Below are 16,672 nucleotides of genomic sequence, written 5' to 3'. Positions count from 1 at the left end.
TCACCTTCTCATCGGTCATTGTCTGTATACCAGCGAATCGTGCGCGCAATGCCTTCTTCAAACGGCACTTCCTGCCGCCAGCCAAGCTCATTTTTCAGCTTTGACGCATTGATCGCGTAGCGCCTGTCATGCCCTTTTCGGTCTTCGACGTGAGCAAACAATTCCTCACAGCCCAAATGTTTCATGATGATACCCGCCAGCTCTTTATTCGTGCGTTCATTTCCGCCGCCGATGTTATACACCTCACCGTCGGTTCCTTTTTCTAAAATCAGCTTGATGGCGCGGCAATGATCCTCTGCAAAAAGCCAGTCTCTGATCTGAAGCCCGTCGCCGTAGAGCGGAACCGGCAAGCCTTGTTTTGCGTGGCGGATAATCGTTGGGATCATTTTTTCACTATGCTGATATGGTCCGTAATTGTTGCTGCAGCGTGTAATAATAGCCGGCAGTTTGTGTGTTTTCACATACGATAGAACAAGAAGGTCAGAGCTCGCTTTGCTCGCGGAATAAGGGTTGTTAGGAGAAAGCGGCGTTGTTTCCGTAAATGCGGGATCATTCGCTTCTAAATCCCCGTACACCTCGTCTGTTGAAATATGAATCAGCTTTTTGGCTTTTCCTTGTAAGACTGCCTCAGCCAGACGGTATGTGCCCATGACATTCGTTGTGATAAACGGCTCCGCTTGGGAGATGCTTCTGTCTACATGCGATTCCGCGGCGAAATGAATCACGGCGTCATAGGTCTCGTCAAACGCCCGGTCGATATCCTCCTGAATGCTGATATCCCCTTTTACAAACCGAAACCGGCTGTTTCCCTTTAGTTTTTCGATTTCCTGCGGGTGGCTGGCATACGTTAATTTATCTAGAACGGTAATGCGCGCATCCGTTTCCTTCAGCATGAGCTTTGTAAATGTGAGCCCTATGAATCCGGCCCCGCCTGTAATGATATATGATTTTGCCATAGCTATTCGTCCTGTCCTTTCTGTAAAGCCTGATGTACCAGCCGGGAGGCGAGATAAAGCGATTCGTGTGTTCCTGCATCGACCCACCAGCCCGATAACACATCATACGTAAGCTTGCTGTTTTCAATGTATAAATTATTTACATCAGTGATTTCCAGCTCGCCGCGCTTGGATGGTGATATTTGTTCAATATACGAAAACACCTCTGCATCATACATATAAATGCCGGTTACACAAAGGTTGGTCGGCGGATGTGCAGGTTTTTCAATAATGGATCGAATGTGTTTGTTTTTCTCATCAATCTCAGCAATCCCAAAACGTTCTGGATCTTCCACTTCTTTCAGAAGCACTTTCGCCCCTTTTCCCTGCTGTTGAAATCGCTCCGTATAAGACTTTAATGAATCTTCGAATATATTATCACCTAATAATAAAATGAAAGGCTCCTTTCCGGTAAAGCGTTTTGCATATGATAACCCATCTGAAATTCCCGATGCGGCGGGCTGCACTTGATAAGTGACGGAGACGCCAAGCTCCTCCCCGCTTCCCAGCAGCTTATAAAACTGCGGCATGTGCTCTTTTTGGCTGATGAGTAAAATCTCTTTAATTCCGGCTTCCTCAAGCTTCATTATCGACCAGTAAATCATCGGATAAGGGCCTACAGGGAGCAAATGCTTGTTGACGGCTTTGGTTAAGGGCATAAGGCGTGAGCCGTTTCCTCCGGCTAAAATGACACCTTTCACATTAACACTTCCTTACGTGCATTTTTATATCTTATCATCAAGCAAATCATAAAGAATGGCTGATACCCGTTTCATTCCTTTTCCATCTACGAGCAGCCTTCCTCCCTCGTGCAGAGAAAGACGGAGAGGATAGCTGCTGAATATTTGTGACATATGATAAGCAAGCTTTTCGACGGATACATTCTCTCCCAGGCCGAGATCAAGAACGGCGCCATGTTCCGCAAATTTTGCAGCGGTTGCGGTTTGATGGGCAACCTGAGAAAGCACGAGGCACGGCACGCCGATACAGATCGCTTCATAAAGCGAGATGCCGCCGGCGACAATGGCTGCATCTGCTTGCTTCATAAACACAGCCATGTCATTTGTCTGCTCGATTAGTGCGTATTGGGGTTTGTTTTGAATCAATTTACGGACCGCCTCTTGATGCGGTGAAGCGCTGCCCATGATAAAAATCATTTTCTTGTGTTTCCTGTCCGGGAGCTGATCGGCCGCTGCTATCACTTTAAAAACGAGCTGCTTTGGATCGCTTCCTCCTAATGCAACAAGGATATTGCGGCAGTCTTCCTTAAGTGCGTAATCAGCTCTTGCGGCTTGAAAGGCAGGGTGGAGAATAAGATAATCCGGGCCTTCATAGACACGGGCGTTTCCCTGATCGTAAACCTTGCTTCTGACATCGCCGTAAATCCCGTTAATGACCGCATCACTTTGACCTATCGCTCTCTCATTCTTTTCTTCGAACAGAACGATTTTGGCATCTGTGCCTGCTTTTATTTTTGTTAATACATCGACAGGCGCACCAAGGATATCGAATAAAAGCAGATCGAGCTTTTTATCGTTTATTTCCCGGAGAATACATTCATTTTGCTGAAGCTCCGGTTTTACGATGACCTGCCAGTACTTTTCTTGAAGAAATTGTTCAGACTCGTCATTTGTGTAAAACGTAATGGAACAGCGGTGTTTGAGTTCTTCCGCAAGCCTTTTCATTCGAACGGCGTGCCCCATTCCTTTCTCGAACCCGCCGTCTGCGAATATCCCGATATGCATGCTACTCAACCTCTTTTTGCTTTGTCATACCGTTCATCGCCGCCAGATCAGGGTGCTGGTTCAGCAGGCTGATTAACTCTGCAGCCGAGACATCAGGGCGCTCGCCTGCTTTTTGATAGAGGGCTGAGACCAATTGATAGTCTTCCTCCGTATCGACGGTCAGCCGATATTGAGGAGCGCAGAGCTGTTCCGGAGCCTCTAAAAACTGCAAACGATAAAGATGGGGATGTTTCCGGACATACAAGGTGACATGCTCTTGGTATTTATCCTCCAGCATTTTGATGCCGCTGATATCGAGCAAAAGCTTGGCGCTCACCGCTTCACCGCAAATGCCTAACGGTGTGTTCAGGATATACGTATAATCCGCACCTTGATCAAGATGAGCCGAAATCATCATATCGAGCAACTCTGGATCGACAAACGGATTATCCCCCGTTAAGCGGATGACGACTTCCGGTTTCGCTGCCTTTATGACTCGCGCAAATCTGTCGAGAACCCGTTCCTCACTGCCGCGGAAAACGCGAATGCCGTTCTTGATGCAGTGTGCCTCTAATACATCGTCGGCTTTTTTGTCAGATGTAGCGATGACAAGATTATCGCGCTCCTTTTGATAGAACGCGCTTTGCCGTACGCGCTGAACGAGAATATCGAGTAAATGCTCCGAGCCAAGCGGACGCAGTACTTTTCCAGGAAGGCGTTCCGATCCCATTCTCGCCTGCACGATAAAAAGTATGTCAACCATGGGACGGGCTGTCCTTCGTTAAAATATCTTCCCATGTAATGCCTGTGTCTGCCGGGATGTCCCTTACCGCACGCACACCGCCGGTCAATAGCTCAAAAAATCTCGGGTGCAGCCCCTGAGGCTTTTGTCCGGGGCGGAGCACGGCAATATTGTCTTCGCTGAAGGCATCCCCTTTTTGAATCGGAGCCGTTGTGAAAATTCCCCTGTATGCAAATTTTCTGATTTCACCCTCAATGGCAGTTGTTGTTTTGTATGAACTGCCCAGCAGCTTTTCAGAAACTGGCTTCCTAATGCCTTGTTTCAGCTGGGCTTCTGTTTCCCTGATGGCCTTGACCATTTCCTTTAATTCATCCGGATTTAATGCAAATGAATGATCAGCCCCCGGCAGGTTTTTATCGATAGTAAAATGCTTTTCTATCAGTCTGGCGCCGAGCCGGACCGCGGCACATGGCGCTTCTGTCGGGTGCTCGCTATGATCTGAAAAACCGATGGGCGCATCCGGAAAAGCGGCGGCAAGCATCGGAATCACACTGAGGTTGCTGTATTCAGGCGGTGCAGGGTATTTCGCCACACAATGCATAATGGCAATTTCGCAGTTGCCCTCTGCTCTGATGGTGCGCCAAGCCTCATGAATATCAGCAATTTCCGCTCCGGCTGTCGAAAAAATCATCGGCCTGTTCATGCGGGCGACGTACTTGAGCAGCGGGAGATGGTTAATTTCATAGGACGCGATTTTAAAAGCACTTGGAGAAGTGGAAAGCAGCAGATCAGCTGATCCTTCATCACACACCGTGCTTAAAAAGATCACCTGTTTCTTACGACAGTAGTCCAAAAGCGGATCAATCCACTCCGCGGGCAATTCCATGGACTGAACGAGAGAAAAAATTGATACATCATTGCCCGCAGCCGTTTTGTATAATCCAGGATCCTTCTGATACATCTTATCAGCCTGGAACATTTGAAATTTTACGGCATCTGCACCCGCTTCCGCCGCGGCATCAATCAGTTCAAAGGCCTGATCCAATTTTCCGTCATGATTAATTCCTGCCTCGGCAATGATAAAAACGGGAGCATCTTTGCCGACAGTTTTGTTTGCAATCTGAAAACCCGCCATTATTTCGCCTCCTTGCCCGGCCAAATGTGATAATAGTAATATGATTGAACAGCGGTGAAGCCCATTCTTTCATATAGGCGGATCGCTCTGACATTATGAAGCTGCGTCCCCGCTGTTACCGTTTTATGCTTCAGCGTCTCCGGTTGTTCTATGAGATTCGCCAATAAATAAAACGCGATACGCTTGCCTTCATACCCCGGCTTCACAGCCATCAAATCAAGCACATACTCATCACCTTTTGATAAACCTTGCAGGTAGCCGATTATTTCCCCATTATATTTAGCGGCAATATTGATATCCGCTCTCCCCATCAGATTGTTTCGTGTCCACTCTTGAAAAATTTTGTTCGCCGCCTCACGGCTGAGATAAGGATCGTGAAAATATCTGCTTTTCATAAATGCGTCGCTGGCTAACTGGCAAATCTCTTCGGTGTCTCCAGGCTCAGGCTGAACCAGTTCAAAAAATGGGGGCGTTTTTTCATATATAGACGGGGTCTTCGCCAGTTTAAGCAAACTGCCGACAAAATAAGAGGACGGCTGCTGCTGAATGACATGTACTGCTCCGATATCCTCTGCCGGTACACGCACAAACACAAAATCCGTTTCATCCGTTTGCCGAACAGAATAAAAGGCCTGAAATAGCCGTTTCAGCTGTCCTGTGCTGTTAGCCGCGAGAAGCTTTACGTTCATGACTTTTTTCTGAAGCATTTTGCTCTCCCAAAGGGCGTCTTCATACAGCATCACGCCTTGAAGCTGGCTGTTTTCAAATAGGCCGATCGAAAATTGATACGACCCGTCAAGTGTCATCTGTTTGCTTTGGAGAAATTCCACGACCGCCTCTTTGGAAACATTCTCTTTTATCGTATACACCTAACCAGCCCCTTTTGCGATGTCCCGCACGGCCTCTATCACATCGTTGACATCTTCGTCAGACATTGATGGATACAGCGGGAGTGAGAGGGTGCGTTTGTAATACTTCATGGCGAGCGGGTAGTCTGTTTCCTTAAATCCGAATTCCTTTTGATAATACGGATGAATATGCACTGGGATAAAATGAACACTGGTCCCGATGTTGTATTCATCCTTTAGAGCCGTAATCATTTCATCCCGAGTGACGCCGGCCTGTTTTTCATCAACTTGCAGGACATATAAATGCCAGGCGTGCCGTCCTTCGTTATGAACAAACGGCGTGATCAGCCCCGGGATTTGCTGAAAAGCGGCTTGATACTGACCCGCGATCTCTTCTCTCCGTTTTTGCATGTCATCCAGCCGTTTCAGCTGATGAAGCCCGAGCGCCGCCTGCAGATCAAACATGTTCATTTTGTAGCCGGGCGACTCGACCTCATAGTACCAGCTGCCATTTGAAGAATAACGGTTCCACGCACCTTTGCTCATGCCGTGAAGGCTAAGAACCCTGATTTTGTCGGCAAGCTCCTCATCATCCGTTGTCAGCATGCCGCCTTCCCCTGTCGCCAGGTTTTTGGTCGCGTAGAAGCTGAATGCTGTCGCATCCCCGATGGAGCCGATCATTCTCTGCTTATAAGTGGTGTATACTGCGTGCGCCGCATCCTCGAGCACAAATAGACCGGGTGTTTGAGCAATGGCTAAAATCGCGTCCATGTCACAGGACTGCCCGCCAAAGTGGACGGGTACAACGGCTTTCGTCCGCGGTGTGATCGCCGCCTCAAGCTTTTCCGGATCAATGTTAAGCGTCTTTTCATCTATATCCGCAAACACCGGCGTTGCTCCGGTATGAATAATCGTATTGGCGGTTGAGCTGAACGTCAGTGGAGAGGTGATGACTTCATCACCCGGTCCGACCCCTTTTGCTTTTAAAGCCAAAAATAAAGCAGCGGTACATGAATTCAGCGCCACGGCGTGCTTAGCTCCGACAAACGCGGCAAACTCCTTTTCAAACTGCTGAACCTTCGGGCCTTTGGAAAGCCATCCGGATTCAAGCGTTTCTGTGACCTCCTGAATTTCTTCCTTTCCGATCAACGGCAAGGAATAAGGAAGAAAATGATTTCTCTTTTGCACCATTTCTTTGCGCTCCTATCGTTTTATTCAGAATGATCCCGCCTGTAATCAACCCCTGTTTTTGCTTTCAGTTCCGAAAACAAGGCGAGCGTCGACTCAGTAACCGGGTAATTAGAAGCCGTAAATGACAGACGCGCCGCTTCTGCCTTCTGATACATGGCGGGATTTTGAAGAACCTCAATCAGGGTGCGCGCTAATTCCTCCGGTTTTTCAAATAAAAAATCGCCAAGAGACTCGTAATACGGATACGTGCGGTTTCCGGTCGATTTCCCGATCAGTGCGGGCTTTTGAAACAGCATGGCCTCAAGGCCCACCGTTGAGGTTTGTGTTACAGCGGCGTTAGCATACATCAGAATATCGTACAGATCCATCTCTTTTTTGATGACTCTGCATGCTTTATGTTTTTTTGCCGCCGCATGATACAGATCCAGCTTGTTTTTTCCGATTTCCCATGGGTGAGGTTTAATGATGATTTGCAGCTGTTTTTGCGTGGAAAGCTCATCTAACACACTTGAATAAAATTCCTCGGAGAAAGGCTGTGTCGCGATCAAAACGATTTTTTTAGACGGGTGAAAGGCCAGCTTTCGATAAAATACTGACATGTCCATAGGTGTCCTGTTAAAAATTCCGTCAAAGCGGGGATGACCTGTTATGAGAATCTGTTCCGGTTTGCAGCCTTTTTGCTGATACCAACCAGCTTCATATGCGCCAAAAACAGCCTGATAGGTTGTAAAAACGGGCAAGAAAGCTTCATCACCCATCAGCGCTCCATGCTGAAGGCAGATGCTCACGGCCCCTCTCCTTTCGCACATAAGAGCGAGCACCCTGCTGTAAATGTCTTCTGTCGTTCCTACAACAACGGCAGAAATGTTCTCTTTCGTGAATAAAGCATCTACTGTGTCAATGGCTTCCATGAACAAAGGAATATCCTTGAAAAGCCGTTCACGAAATGCTTGATCACCGAATGCCGGGTGGTCATCATAAGCCGAAAGAATCGAAAAAGCCTTTTCAAGATATGGCTTCGGGTCGCCTTTTTCACATGAAGCAGCCACTTCTGGCTTGCTGATCACAGGCAAATCGCAATAATTTGGCATACTCCATCTTGCCAAAACAGCTGTTTTCTCAGGATCAAATTGGTAGTAATTTTCGTTTACAAAACGAAGGTGATCAAAGTGCAAGATCACTTTTCCCTTAACAGGCGCGTCATTTGTTTTGGCAATGCTCTGTTTTTTCTCTTCAAAAAACGTCTGAATCTGACCTTCATCGATATGCTGATCCGCAGACCCGAATAATTCCGGTTCTTCTTCCATCATCACTCTCAGCTCAGGGCTGATGTATTGGTAAAAATTACTGATAAGCCCGAGCGGAATCCCCTTGTAGCGAAGCCTGTCAAAAAGCTCCGCATACTTCCGGTACAGCACCCAATAATTGCTTAAATAGGCCGACACACTCTCACCCCATTCCAAGCTTTTTTAATGATTCACGCAGTTCGCGGCAGTTGCGCTGCGGAGGAAGATTCCGAACGAACTCGTTTTTTTCTGACTCAAACAGCTGAAAATGAATGGATTGGTCTGTAATATAGTTCAGATCAAGCTCCTCGGCCAGCGGGTAAAACGGATAAAAATGATTGACTCTCCAAAAGAACCGGGCATCACCGATCCGGTAAAACGCCGGGCTTTCATCCCAATAAGAGCCAAACGCCTCCTTTACCTTCTCGAGCACCGAATACCTGTGCATCACCGAGCAATGGTCAATTGCGCACGGAGCGTTCCACGTTACTTGACTGGCGGGCCTGACAGTTTCTTTTATAATGTCTCGATTCTGGTTTAAATGATAGGTTTTCGAGCTTGAGTAGATCACAGCCTTTTCCGGGTGACCATCGAGTTCACGCACCATCTTTAACAGCCGATCCGGCATATAGATGTTGTCATCCGTCGCATAGGTGATATATTCACCCTCTGCCATCTCAATCGCTTGATTGATCAGGGCCGCGTATCTCGTTTTTTCCGTTCTTTCCTTCACTCCAGATACATCGCTTTGATAGAAATGCACACGGTTATCATTCAAAAAGGGACGGATTTCATTCAGCGTCTCTTCATTTGAGTTGTCATCCATAATAAACAATTCAAAATCAGAAAAAGTTTGTGAGAGTATGCTTGAAATGGACTTTGCCACATAATCGCTTTTGTTATAACTCGTCATAATCACTGAAACTTTCGGCAAATCCTACACCTCCTTCTTGAATTTCCACACCTGAAACTAACGTTATCTTATGTTGCTTAAGCGCAAGTTGCGCTAGGAATTCAGACCAATATGCGAAAAGATTGTGTACGTCCATTGAAAAAACAGTGATCGGCCAGAGAAATCGGCACGCTCACTGTTCTTTTTTTCAGCATATTCCAAGCTTTGGCCACATAAGGTGAAAGAGATAAAAATCGCACTAGCGACTAAGATCGTTTGTCATCGGAGGTGAGTCATCTCGGATCGTTTATTTATACATCCGGAACATGTTCTGAATGGTTTTCATAAAAAGGAGGAACGATATGAAACCGAAAAAAAATCAATATCAGCAAATGCAGGGATTTGATATGCAGGGGTATTCGCCTCAATTCGGTCCAAATCCGTACCCGCAGCCGCAAGGGCAAGGCCCGCAAATGCAAGGCCCACAAATGCAGACTATGGGACAAATGCAGCAAATGCCCATGCAGCAGGGGCAGCAAGGCTTCGGATTCCCCACTCAGCAGCAGGGCCAGGGCGGCGGGTTTCAAATTCCATCGGGGCCGACGCCATCGGGCGGCCAAAACATTCCCGGCATGCTGCCTGTCGAGGAATCATATATCGAGAATATACTGCGCCTGAACAGGGGAAAAACGGCTACCATCTATATGACATTTGAAAACAGCAAAGAGTGGGGATCAAAGATTTTTCGCGGCGTCATCGAGGCTGCGGGCCGGGATCACATTATTATCAGCGATCCAAAGACAGGAACCCGCTATCTTCTGCTGACGATCTATCTTGATTACGTCACCTTTGACGAAGAAATTGCATATACGTACCCATACTCGATGTCATCCTATTCGCCAAGATAAAGAAAAAAAGCCAATCACTCATCATCATGAGGATTGGCTTTTTTATTTATAGATATTTGACGGCTGCGACAACGATCATGATCCAAGAAATAATGAACGCCACACCGCCAAGCGGCGTGATTGCCCCGAGAATGGAAATTTGCGTCACACTGAGGATGTATAAGCTTCCGGAAAACAGCAAAATCCCCGCAAACATCAGCCAGCCGGCTGTTGTGACGCTGCCAATGCCAGACAGTTTATCCGCAAGAAACGCGACAACAAAAAGCCCCAGCGCGTGATACATATGATACTGCACGCCTGTGTGCCACACCTGAAGATATTTATCAGGAATTTTCCCTTCTAATCCGTGTGCGCCAAATGCCCCGAGGCCCACGGCAAGCATGGCATTAATAGCGCCTAATATAATAAATATTTTCATCTATTCTCTCCCGCCTTTTCGTTAAAAACTCATATCAATTATCATATCGCACCTGTATGAAAATTCAATGTTTGTTCTCTGATGACACGAGATTGTCGGATTTTCTCCTGCGCCAAAGCTGAAACTGATCCATCGCTATTGCAGCAAGTGTCCCTAAGACAAGCCCGTTGCTTAACAGAGAAATAAACACCGGATGCATATCCTTTAATGCACTTTCTGGCACAAACATAATGCCGACACCTGTAAGCAGTGAAATGCCGATCACAGCCCGCACTCTTTTCAGCTCTGATTTCTCATAGGAATCAAATTCAGCAAACGCCAAACCAACCATTGCCGAGAACACAACAAAGTTTACCGCGAATCCAACGGGTGACGGCAGGCTCGCAAACGCATTCATAAAAAACGGCATCACGCTGATGAAAACGACCAGCATACTGCCGAGAACAAACGGCTTTTTAGAAGGCATCTTTGTCGTTTCGATAAAACCCGCGGCTCCCGAAATCGGAACCGGTGCAATGGCTCCAGACAAACCGCTCAGCAAATGGCTGAATGCAGCCGCAAAACCGGCAGGGCGCTCATGACGCTTTCCATCTGTCTGTTTGCCGAATTTTTTCACCGCAATGTCCACAACCTTCATACTTGCCAGCATGTTAACGATCAGCAGGATCGTAATAAAAACCGAGGTGATGGCTAGGCCGCTGTTAAATAACGGGGCACCGAATGGAAACAAAGACGGCAGCTGAAACAGCCGATCCGGCATTTCGATCGGTTTCGCAACGCCCGCAGCCGCAAACAGCACCCATCCGCCGAAAAGGGCCAATAAAATAGAATATTGCTTTAAAAAAACAATATGAGAATTTGACATGATAAAAGCTGCGGCGACGACAACCAGTGCGAGGACAAATACAAGACCGTCCACGCTGTCTTTTAAATAGCCGATGCCGAGAAGCCCTTTTATTATCGGCTGGCTCAGCTGCATGACGAGCAGCAGCAAATAGACCCCTGTCACAACCGGAGTAAACAAGGCAGCAAGCCGGTCAATGACCTTGAAGACACTTAACAAAAAGAAACATACAGCGCTTACAAGAAGCGCCCCCTGCAAGCCGCGCAATGTTTCGCCATATGTCGCAAACACCGTTCCGGTCAGGCCGCCGTAGATCGTGTACACTCCCCACCACAAGCCGGCAGGGCTTTCATTTATAGGCAGCCGGTGTCCTTTCAAACACTGAATAACTGCGGCAATTCCCAATACAAAAAAAGTGCTTTGAATCAGCCGTGCAGAATCTGAATGATCCAGATGAAACGACTGGGCAACCGCCACCGGAACAACAATCGCCGCGGCAATCATAAACGCTGTCCATTGCAGAGCGCCAAGAACCAATTTCACGTAAGCTCAACCTTTCTGATTAAAAATCAAATAAAGACTCTCCGTTTCCCTCCTCTTCTTGCTTATCTTTTTCCTGCTTCCGATATTTGTTTAATCCCGCGCTGCCCATCATTTTTTCCATCAGCAGCTGGTCTGTCGAAGGCGGCGCCGAAGGACTTGCCGTGACACTCGGCTGAATGCGCGGCGCGCTCCCCGTCTCCGGCTGATCCAGTACGACGTCGCACAAAGAACGGACGACCGCAACGTGACGCTTCAGCTCCTCATCACCTTCAGCCGTCTTTGCTTTCTTCAATTCCTCTTCCATCTTCTGTATCAAAGCGGATATATGAATGTTCATAAAAAATCCTCCAAAAATAAAATGTAGTCTCCCTGCATTTTATCAAATTCCCGTCGCAAACGCAGACAAGAGTTTGCTATTTTTTCTGACAAGCGCCCCGCAATTGACAAACAGAATCTAATTTTCACATAATGAATCACCATGATTCGCAGGAAGGAGAGAGAATATGAACAGCATCCCCTCGATTGTCAGCAGACATCAAGCATTTTTCGCGGCAGGGCATACAAAATCAATTGACTCAAGACTGGACGTCTTAAAGAAATTGAAACACACCATCAAAGCGTATGAAGCAGACATCACAGCCGCTCTCTATCAGGATCTTCACAAATCTGAACAAGAAGCATACTCAACGGAAATCGGCATCGTTCTGGAGGAAATCAGCTTTGTGATGAAACGGCTGAAAAAATGGGCCAAGCCGAAAAGAGTCAAAACGCCATTGACCCATATCGGTTCCAAAAGTCTCATTATCCCCGAGCCGTATGGCACCGTCTTGGTGATTGCGCCATGGAACTATCCCTTGCAGCTGGCGCTTTCTCCATTGATCGGAGCCATTGCGGCCGGAAACACGGTCGTTCTCAAACCCTCAGAATATACGCCAGCTGTTTCGGCTGTTCTTTCCGATCTCATCCGCGACGTTTTTCCGGATCATTATGTCGCTTTGGCGGAAGGCGGGCCGGACATCAGCACAGCTTTATTACAGCAGCCGTTCGACTACATATTTTTTACGGGAAGCGTCGCCATAGGAAAAGTTGTCATGGAAGCGGCGGCCAAACAATTAATCCCTGTCACCTTAGAGCTCGGAGGCAAAAGCCCCTGCATCGTGCATAAAGATGCTGACATCAAGCTTGCCGCCAAACGCATCGTCTTCGGGAAATTTACGAATGCGGGTCAAACCTGCATCGCACCGGATTATTTGCTCGTTCACGAAGACATCAAAACAGCGCTTGCGGAAGAAATGAAGCGTGTCATTGGCGAGTTTTACGGACCGCAGCCCGAACTGAATCCGGCTTATGGCAAAATCGTCAGTGAACGCCACTATCAGCGGCTGCTGAGCTTTCTGAAAGACGGTGTCGCGCTAAGCGGCGGCCAAGCCGATCACAGGCACCACAAAATAGCGCCGACCATCCTCGATCAAGTCACAGATGATTCCCCTGTGATGCAAGAGGAAATTTTCGGGCCCATTCTTCCGCTGTTTACATATCGCGGCATCGATGAAGTCATTGAGAAAATCAAGTCGCGTCCCAAGCCGCTCGCCCTGTATGTGTTTACGACAAACCAAACAATTGAACGAGAGGTATTAGAAAACCTGTCGTTTGGCGGCGGCTGCGTCAACGATACGTTAATGCATGTCGCGACACCGTATTTGCCATTTGGCGGCGTGGGAGAAAGCGGAATCGGCAGCTATCACGGATTCGACAGTTTTAATACATTTACGCATAAAAAAAGCGTCGTCAAGCAAACGAACCGCTTCGACTTCGCTTTCCGTTATCCATCCTCCAAAAATGGCTTGCGTTTGATTCGAAAAATACTCAAATAAAAAAGCGCAGGCCATCTGCGCTTTTTATAAATCCTTTATACACCAATCAATCGGAGCCTCACCCATTTTCTCCAAGAAGGCATTCGCCCGGGAAAATGGCCGGCTGCCAAAAAATCCGTTTCTTGCTGAGAACGGGCTTGGATGCGTCGATTCAATAATAAAATGCTTGGACGTATCGATCCGTTCTTTTTTCATTTGGGCATGGCGTCCCCACAATATAAAGATGATCGGCCGCTCTCTTTCATTCAGCACGTCAATCATCCGGTCAGTCAGCCGCTCCCAACCTTTTCCCTTATGGGAATTCGCCTGTCCGCGCCGCACCGTGAGCACGGTATTCAGCAAAAGAACCCCTTGCTTCGCCCAGCTGACGAGCGACCCGTGATTCGGTATGCTGCAGCCGAGATCATCCTGAAGCTCGAGAAAAATATTTTTTAATGAAGGCGGCTGCTTCACGCCCGGCTTTACGGAGAAGCTTAAGCCTTGCGCCTGTCCAGGCCCGTGATACGGATCTTGGCCGAGAATGACCACCTTGACATCATCGTACGGCGTATAGTGAAGCGCATTAAAGATATCGCGGCTGTCCGGATAGATCGTTTGCTCCGCGTATTCCCGCTTCAGCATTTCTCTGAGCTCCAGATAATACGGTTTTTCAAACTCTTCCTTCAGATGTTCCCACCAGCTGTCCTGTAAAAGCTGTTTCAAGATGCAAACCTCCTTACGAACGATGAAGTCTGGAATAGACAGGTTTGCCATCCCAAACGATCTCACTGTGTGCTTCCCGTCTCTTCATGTCAGGCTCTTCAAGCAGGACGGCAAAGTTTTTCGTCGGCAGTTCCCCTAGTCCGTGCTTCTCGCTTAAACGATCCAAATATTGCTTCCGCTTGGCGCCAAGGTCTGCTGACTGATTGTCTCCCGCGTCACTGAATGCATATATCACACTGGCACAAGGCACACGCTTGACCCGGTAATCCTTCGCTGCACGCAAGTAAAAATCCCAGTCCCAATAATTATGCACATCAGCATCGAAATACCCGATCTCATCGTGCAGGAAACGTCTGTACATGCTGCCCGACGGCACGTAGGTCGAGAACACTCTCATATCCTCATAATCAGCGGTATACGCAAATAATTTCCGTGAAATCGGATATCTTGTCCCTTCTCTCTCTTCAAACGACACAATTTCGGCATCAGAATGAACGAAATCTGCCGTTTCCATTTCTTTCGTCATTCTTTCCAGATGGCCCGGCGTGAAGAAATCATCATCATCACAAAGCATGATACAGTCGCCTGACACCTCTTTGACACCCGCATTTCTCGCGGCCACATGGCCTGAGTTCTTCTCTAAATCAATCACAACAATCGGCAGCTCCGGATACAGTGCTTTGGCCCGTTCAACCGATTCCCCGGCATCATTGACAATAATGACTTCATACGGCTTCATAGTCTGCTGCGAAATCGACTCCAGCAGTTCGCACAAAGCCGGAATCCGATTATAGGTTACAATTACGATAGAAATCTTCATGATGCTCTCCTTCTCATTTTCATAGTCATGTACTATTAAAACATATATTGGACCGGAGATCAGTGGGAAGATCCTACCGAACTGTGAAATGGGAAATACAGAAACAGCAAAGTGACGCCAACCAGAAGCACCATAATCAGCATCAGATCTGCGCATACACGAACGACAACTTTCAGGCGGACGTCATTCGGCAGGACGAGATGCCACAGCTTCGATTGATAGACCGGCAGCAGCACCAATGCGTAAGAAAGGCACAAAAAAGTGAATGCCGGCGGAACAAAAGCACAGCCTGCATCGTCCCAATCCCTCACAATTTCAGAAACACTCGTTCCATCTGACAAAAACAAACCAATCAGCAAAGCCAGCAGAACAAAGGACCCCAATTGAACATCAAACAGACGCATGCGTTGGTGGCAAGCAAGCCTGAGTGCCAAAAACCAGCCTAGAGAATAGAAGAATAATAGAAAAATGATTGCACCAGCAGTAAAAACAACATCTGGCAGCCTATCGAGCAAAAAAACAAGCGGTACGGACACAGCCATAACCAAAAGCATGGAGGCACCCACAAACAAAAATACAGCCACATGAATAACAAAACCATATAAACAAGAGCCGAGTCTCATGACAATCCCTCCTTCTTACATAGAATTTCTATGTATACACCTAAAAAATCAGGCAAGCTGGCGCCTGCCAAAATAACAGCCTATTCGCCCGCACGCCGGAAATAACAGCGTAGCACAAGCACACGCCCCTATAAACCAAGGTGTCAGCAAGGATTGAAACAGCGCAGCAGGAACGAGATCAAACAGAAAAACAAACATAAAAATAACGTTCGGCACCATGGTAATAAGAATCGTATGTAAAACAAGCCGTTCACCCCGTTGCCCGAACTCCCTGACACCTTGGTACCCAATCAGCACCCAATAGAGAATATAAGCAGCTAAAATCAGCCACACTGAAACAGAAATGCCTTTCCACACTGCATGAACAAAGGAAGATTCTAACCATGCATGCAATGCCGTAATGGTAATACCTGCTGCAAATAAAGCACTATTGCAGAAAAGATGGAATAATAAAAACGTACGGGCGGATACAGGCTGTTCTTTCTGAAAGGAAGATACAATCTCATCCGGTGTGCCAAACTCCCGAAGCAAACATTCCATGGCTTCCGCCTCACTCTTCCCCTCTTGAATGGAGTGAAACAAGTGGTGTTCAATATGGTTTTCGATCTCTTCGATCATCGCTTCACAATCAGAAACCCCTTTAAGCCCGTTTTTCACTTTATATATATAATTCTCTTTATCCATTCTGTCCGCCCCGCTTCAGCATTCGGTCCATCATAGCTGAAAACACGCTCCATTCCTTTGTGCGCTCTGCAAGAATCTCTCTGCCGTCTTCTGTAATCCGATAATACTTACGATCCGGCCCTTTCTCCTGCTTCTCCCAATAGGAAGAAATATATCCTTGCCGTTCAAGTTTATGAAGGGAAGGATACAATGTTCCCTCTTTCATCTGCAGTTCATGATCGCTGCGGCTTCCCATCTCTTTTACAAGCTCATAGCCATACATCGGCCTCTCACTCAGGAGCGTTAAAACCAATATCACGGTGCTGCCTTTAATCAGCTCACGATTTAACATGACAAAACCCCTACCTAGTTTTCTTATGTAGCATTTTACGAAATCACCTTGATATTGTCAATTGATTCCTATAAACCTTTCATATTGTGATAAGCAGAAAATCTAACTATAA

Annotated in this window: 19 protein-coding genes; 2 read left to right on the top strand and 17 right to left on the bottom strand. The window is 47.2% G+C overall.

Annotation, left to right across the window (positions count from 1 at the left end):
• Positions 1–8 precede the first annotated feature (8 nt).
• The 9 genes from rfbB to spsA are packed head-to-tail and all read right to left on the bottom strand — an operon-like array spanning position 9 to position 8,855.
• Positions 9–956 (bottom strand): dTDP-glucose 4,6-dehydratase, encoded by a 948-nt coding sequence (rfbB, locus tag M1D69_RS01915; RefSeq protein WP_458104741.1) that lies wholly within the window; start codon positions 954–956, stop codon positions 9–11.
• 2 nt (positions 957–958) lie between these two features.
• Positions 959–1,696, bottom strand: a complete 738-nt coding sequence (locus M1D69_RS01910; RefSeq protein WP_458104742.1) for a sugar phosphate nucleotidyltransferase — start codon at positions 1,694–1,696, stop codon at positions 959–961.
• A 24-nt stretch (positions 1,697–1,720) separates the two neighbouring features.
• Complete coding sequence (locus tag M1D69_RS01905; RefSeq protein ID WP_458104743.1) at positions 1,721–2,740, bottom strand: PseG/SpsG family protein; 1,020 nt, start codon at positions 2,738–2,740, stop codon at positions 1,721–1,723.
• Position 2,741: 1 nt separating this feature from the next.
• Entirely contained in the window at positions 2,742–3,482 is a 741-nt protein-coding gene (locus M1D69_RS01900; protein WP_193659878.1) for a cytidylyltransferase domain-containing protein, read from the bottom strand.
• Positions 3,475–4,596: an N-acetylneuraminate synthase family protein gene (locus M1D69_RS01895; protein WP_458104744.1), complete on the bottom strand. Its 1,122-nt coding sequence runs from the start codon at positions 4,594–4,596 to the stop codon at positions 3,475–3,477. Before M1D69_RS01895 ends, M1D69_RS01900 begins: the two co-directional genes overlap by 8 nt.
• On the bottom strand, positions 4,596–5,465 hold the full coding sequence (locus tag M1D69_RS01890; protein ID WP_458104745.1) for a GNAT family N-acetyltransferase: 870 nt from the start codon (positions 5,463–5,465) through the stop codon (positions 4,596–4,598). The genes M1D69_RS01895 and M1D69_RS01890 overlap by 1 nt, the downstream gene beginning before the upstream one ends.
• A complete protein-coding gene (locus M1D69_RS01885; RefSeq protein WP_458104746.1) occupies positions 5,466–6,635 on the bottom strand; it encodes a DegT/DnrJ/EryC1/StrS family aminotransferase in 1,170 nt (389 codons plus the stop codon).
• Positions 6,636–6,655: 20 nt separating this feature from the next.
• On the bottom strand, positions 6,656–8,080 hold the full coding sequence (locus M1D69_RS01880) for a CDP-glycerol glycerophosphotransferase family protein (RefSeq protein ID WP_458104747.1): 1,425 nt from the start codon (positions 8,078–8,080) through the stop codon (positions 6,656–6,658).
• Positions 8,081–8,084: 4 nt separating this feature from the next.
• On the bottom strand, positions 8,085–8,855 hold the full coding sequence (gene spsA / locus M1D69_RS01875; RefSeq protein ID WP_458104748.1) for a spore coat dTDP-glycosyltransferase SpsA: 771 nt from the start codon (positions 8,853–8,855) through the stop codon (positions 8,085–8,087).
• 320 nt (positions 8,856–9,175) lie between these two features.
• Here spsA and gerQ point away from each other — a divergent pair, with 320 nt between their 5' ends.
• The gene (gerQ, locus tag M1D69_RS01870; RefSeq protein WP_458104749.1) at positions 9,176–9,721 is read left to right on the top strand and encodes a spore coat protein GerQ; all 546 of its coding nucleotides are present in this window, start codon (positions 9,176–9,178) and stop codon (positions 9,719–9,721) included.
• 46 nt (positions 9,722–9,767) lie between these two features.
• Here the strand turns inward: gerQ and M1D69_RS01865 are convergent, their stop codons facing one another.
• The 3 genes from M1D69_RS01865 to M1D69_RS01855 form a co-directional block, all read right to left on the bottom strand.
• Positions 9,768–10,139, bottom strand: coding sequence for a DUF423 domain-containing protein (locus tag M1D69_RS01865; protein WP_458104750.1), 372 nt, complete (start codon positions 10,137–10,139; stop codon positions 9,768–9,770).
• Between the two features lie 64 nt (positions 10,140–10,203).
• A complete protein-coding gene (locus M1D69_RS01860; protein WP_458104751.1) occupies positions 10,204–11,526 on the bottom strand; it encodes a purine/pyrimidine permease in 1,323 nt (440 codons plus the stop codon).
• A 19-nt stretch (positions 11,527–11,545) separates the two neighbouring features.
• A complete protein-coding gene (locus M1D69_RS01855; RefSeq protein WP_458104752.1) occupies positions 11,546–11,863 on the bottom strand; it encodes a YwdI family protein in 318 nt (105 codons plus the stop codon).
• Between the two features lie 166 nt (positions 11,864–12,029).
• On the opposite strand from M1D69_RS01855, the gene M1D69_RS01850 reads away from it, so the two are divergent.
• Entirely contained in the window at positions 12,030–13,400 is a 1,371-nt protein-coding gene (locus M1D69_RS01850) for an aldehyde dehydrogenase (RefSeq protein WP_458104753.1), read from the top strand.
• Positions 13,401–13,424: 24 nt separating this feature from the next.
• Here M1D69_RS01850 and M1D69_RS01845 read toward each other — a convergent pair whose 3' ends face one another.
• Genes M1D69_RS01845 through M1D69_RS01825 form a run of 5 tightly spaced genes read right to left on the bottom strand, consistent with a single transcriptional unit; the run spans position 13,425 to position 16,560 of the window.
• Positions 13,425–14,102, bottom strand: a complete 678-nt coding sequence (locus tag M1D69_RS01845) for a uracil-DNA glycosylase (protein WP_458104754.1) — start codon at positions 14,100–14,102, stop codon at positions 13,425–13,427.
• Between the two features lie 13 nt (positions 14,103–14,115).
• Positions 14,116–14,922, bottom strand: a complete 807-nt coding sequence (locus M1D69_RS01840; protein ID WP_458104755.1) for a glycosyltransferase family 2 protein — start codon at positions 14,920–14,922, stop codon at positions 14,116–14,118.
• A gap of 59 nt (positions 14,923–14,981) precedes the next feature.
• Positions 14,982–15,545, bottom strand: a complete 564-nt coding sequence (locus tag M1D69_RS01835; protein ID WP_458104756.1) for a hypothetical protein — start codon at positions 15,543–15,545, stop codon at positions 14,982–14,984.
• Between the two features lie 48 nt (positions 15,546–15,593).
• A complete protein-coding gene (locus tag M1D69_RS01830) occupies positions 15,594–16,229 on the bottom strand; it encodes a permease prefix domain 1-containing protein (RefSeq protein WP_458104757.1) in 636 nt (211 codons plus the stop codon).
• Complete coding sequence (locus tag M1D69_RS01825) at positions 16,222–16,560, bottom strand: PadR family transcriptional regulator (protein WP_458104758.1); 339 nt, start codon at positions 16,558–16,560, stop codon at positions 16,222–16,224. Before M1D69_RS01825 ends, M1D69_RS01830 begins: the two co-directional genes overlap by 8 nt.
• Positions 16,561–16,672 lie beyond the last annotated feature (112 nt).

It is taken from the genome of Bacillus sp. PK3-037 (assembly GCF_054161355.1).
The sequence above is the reverse complement of the archived record's forward strand: the minus strand, read 5'-3'. Positions and strand labels throughout refer to the sequence as shown.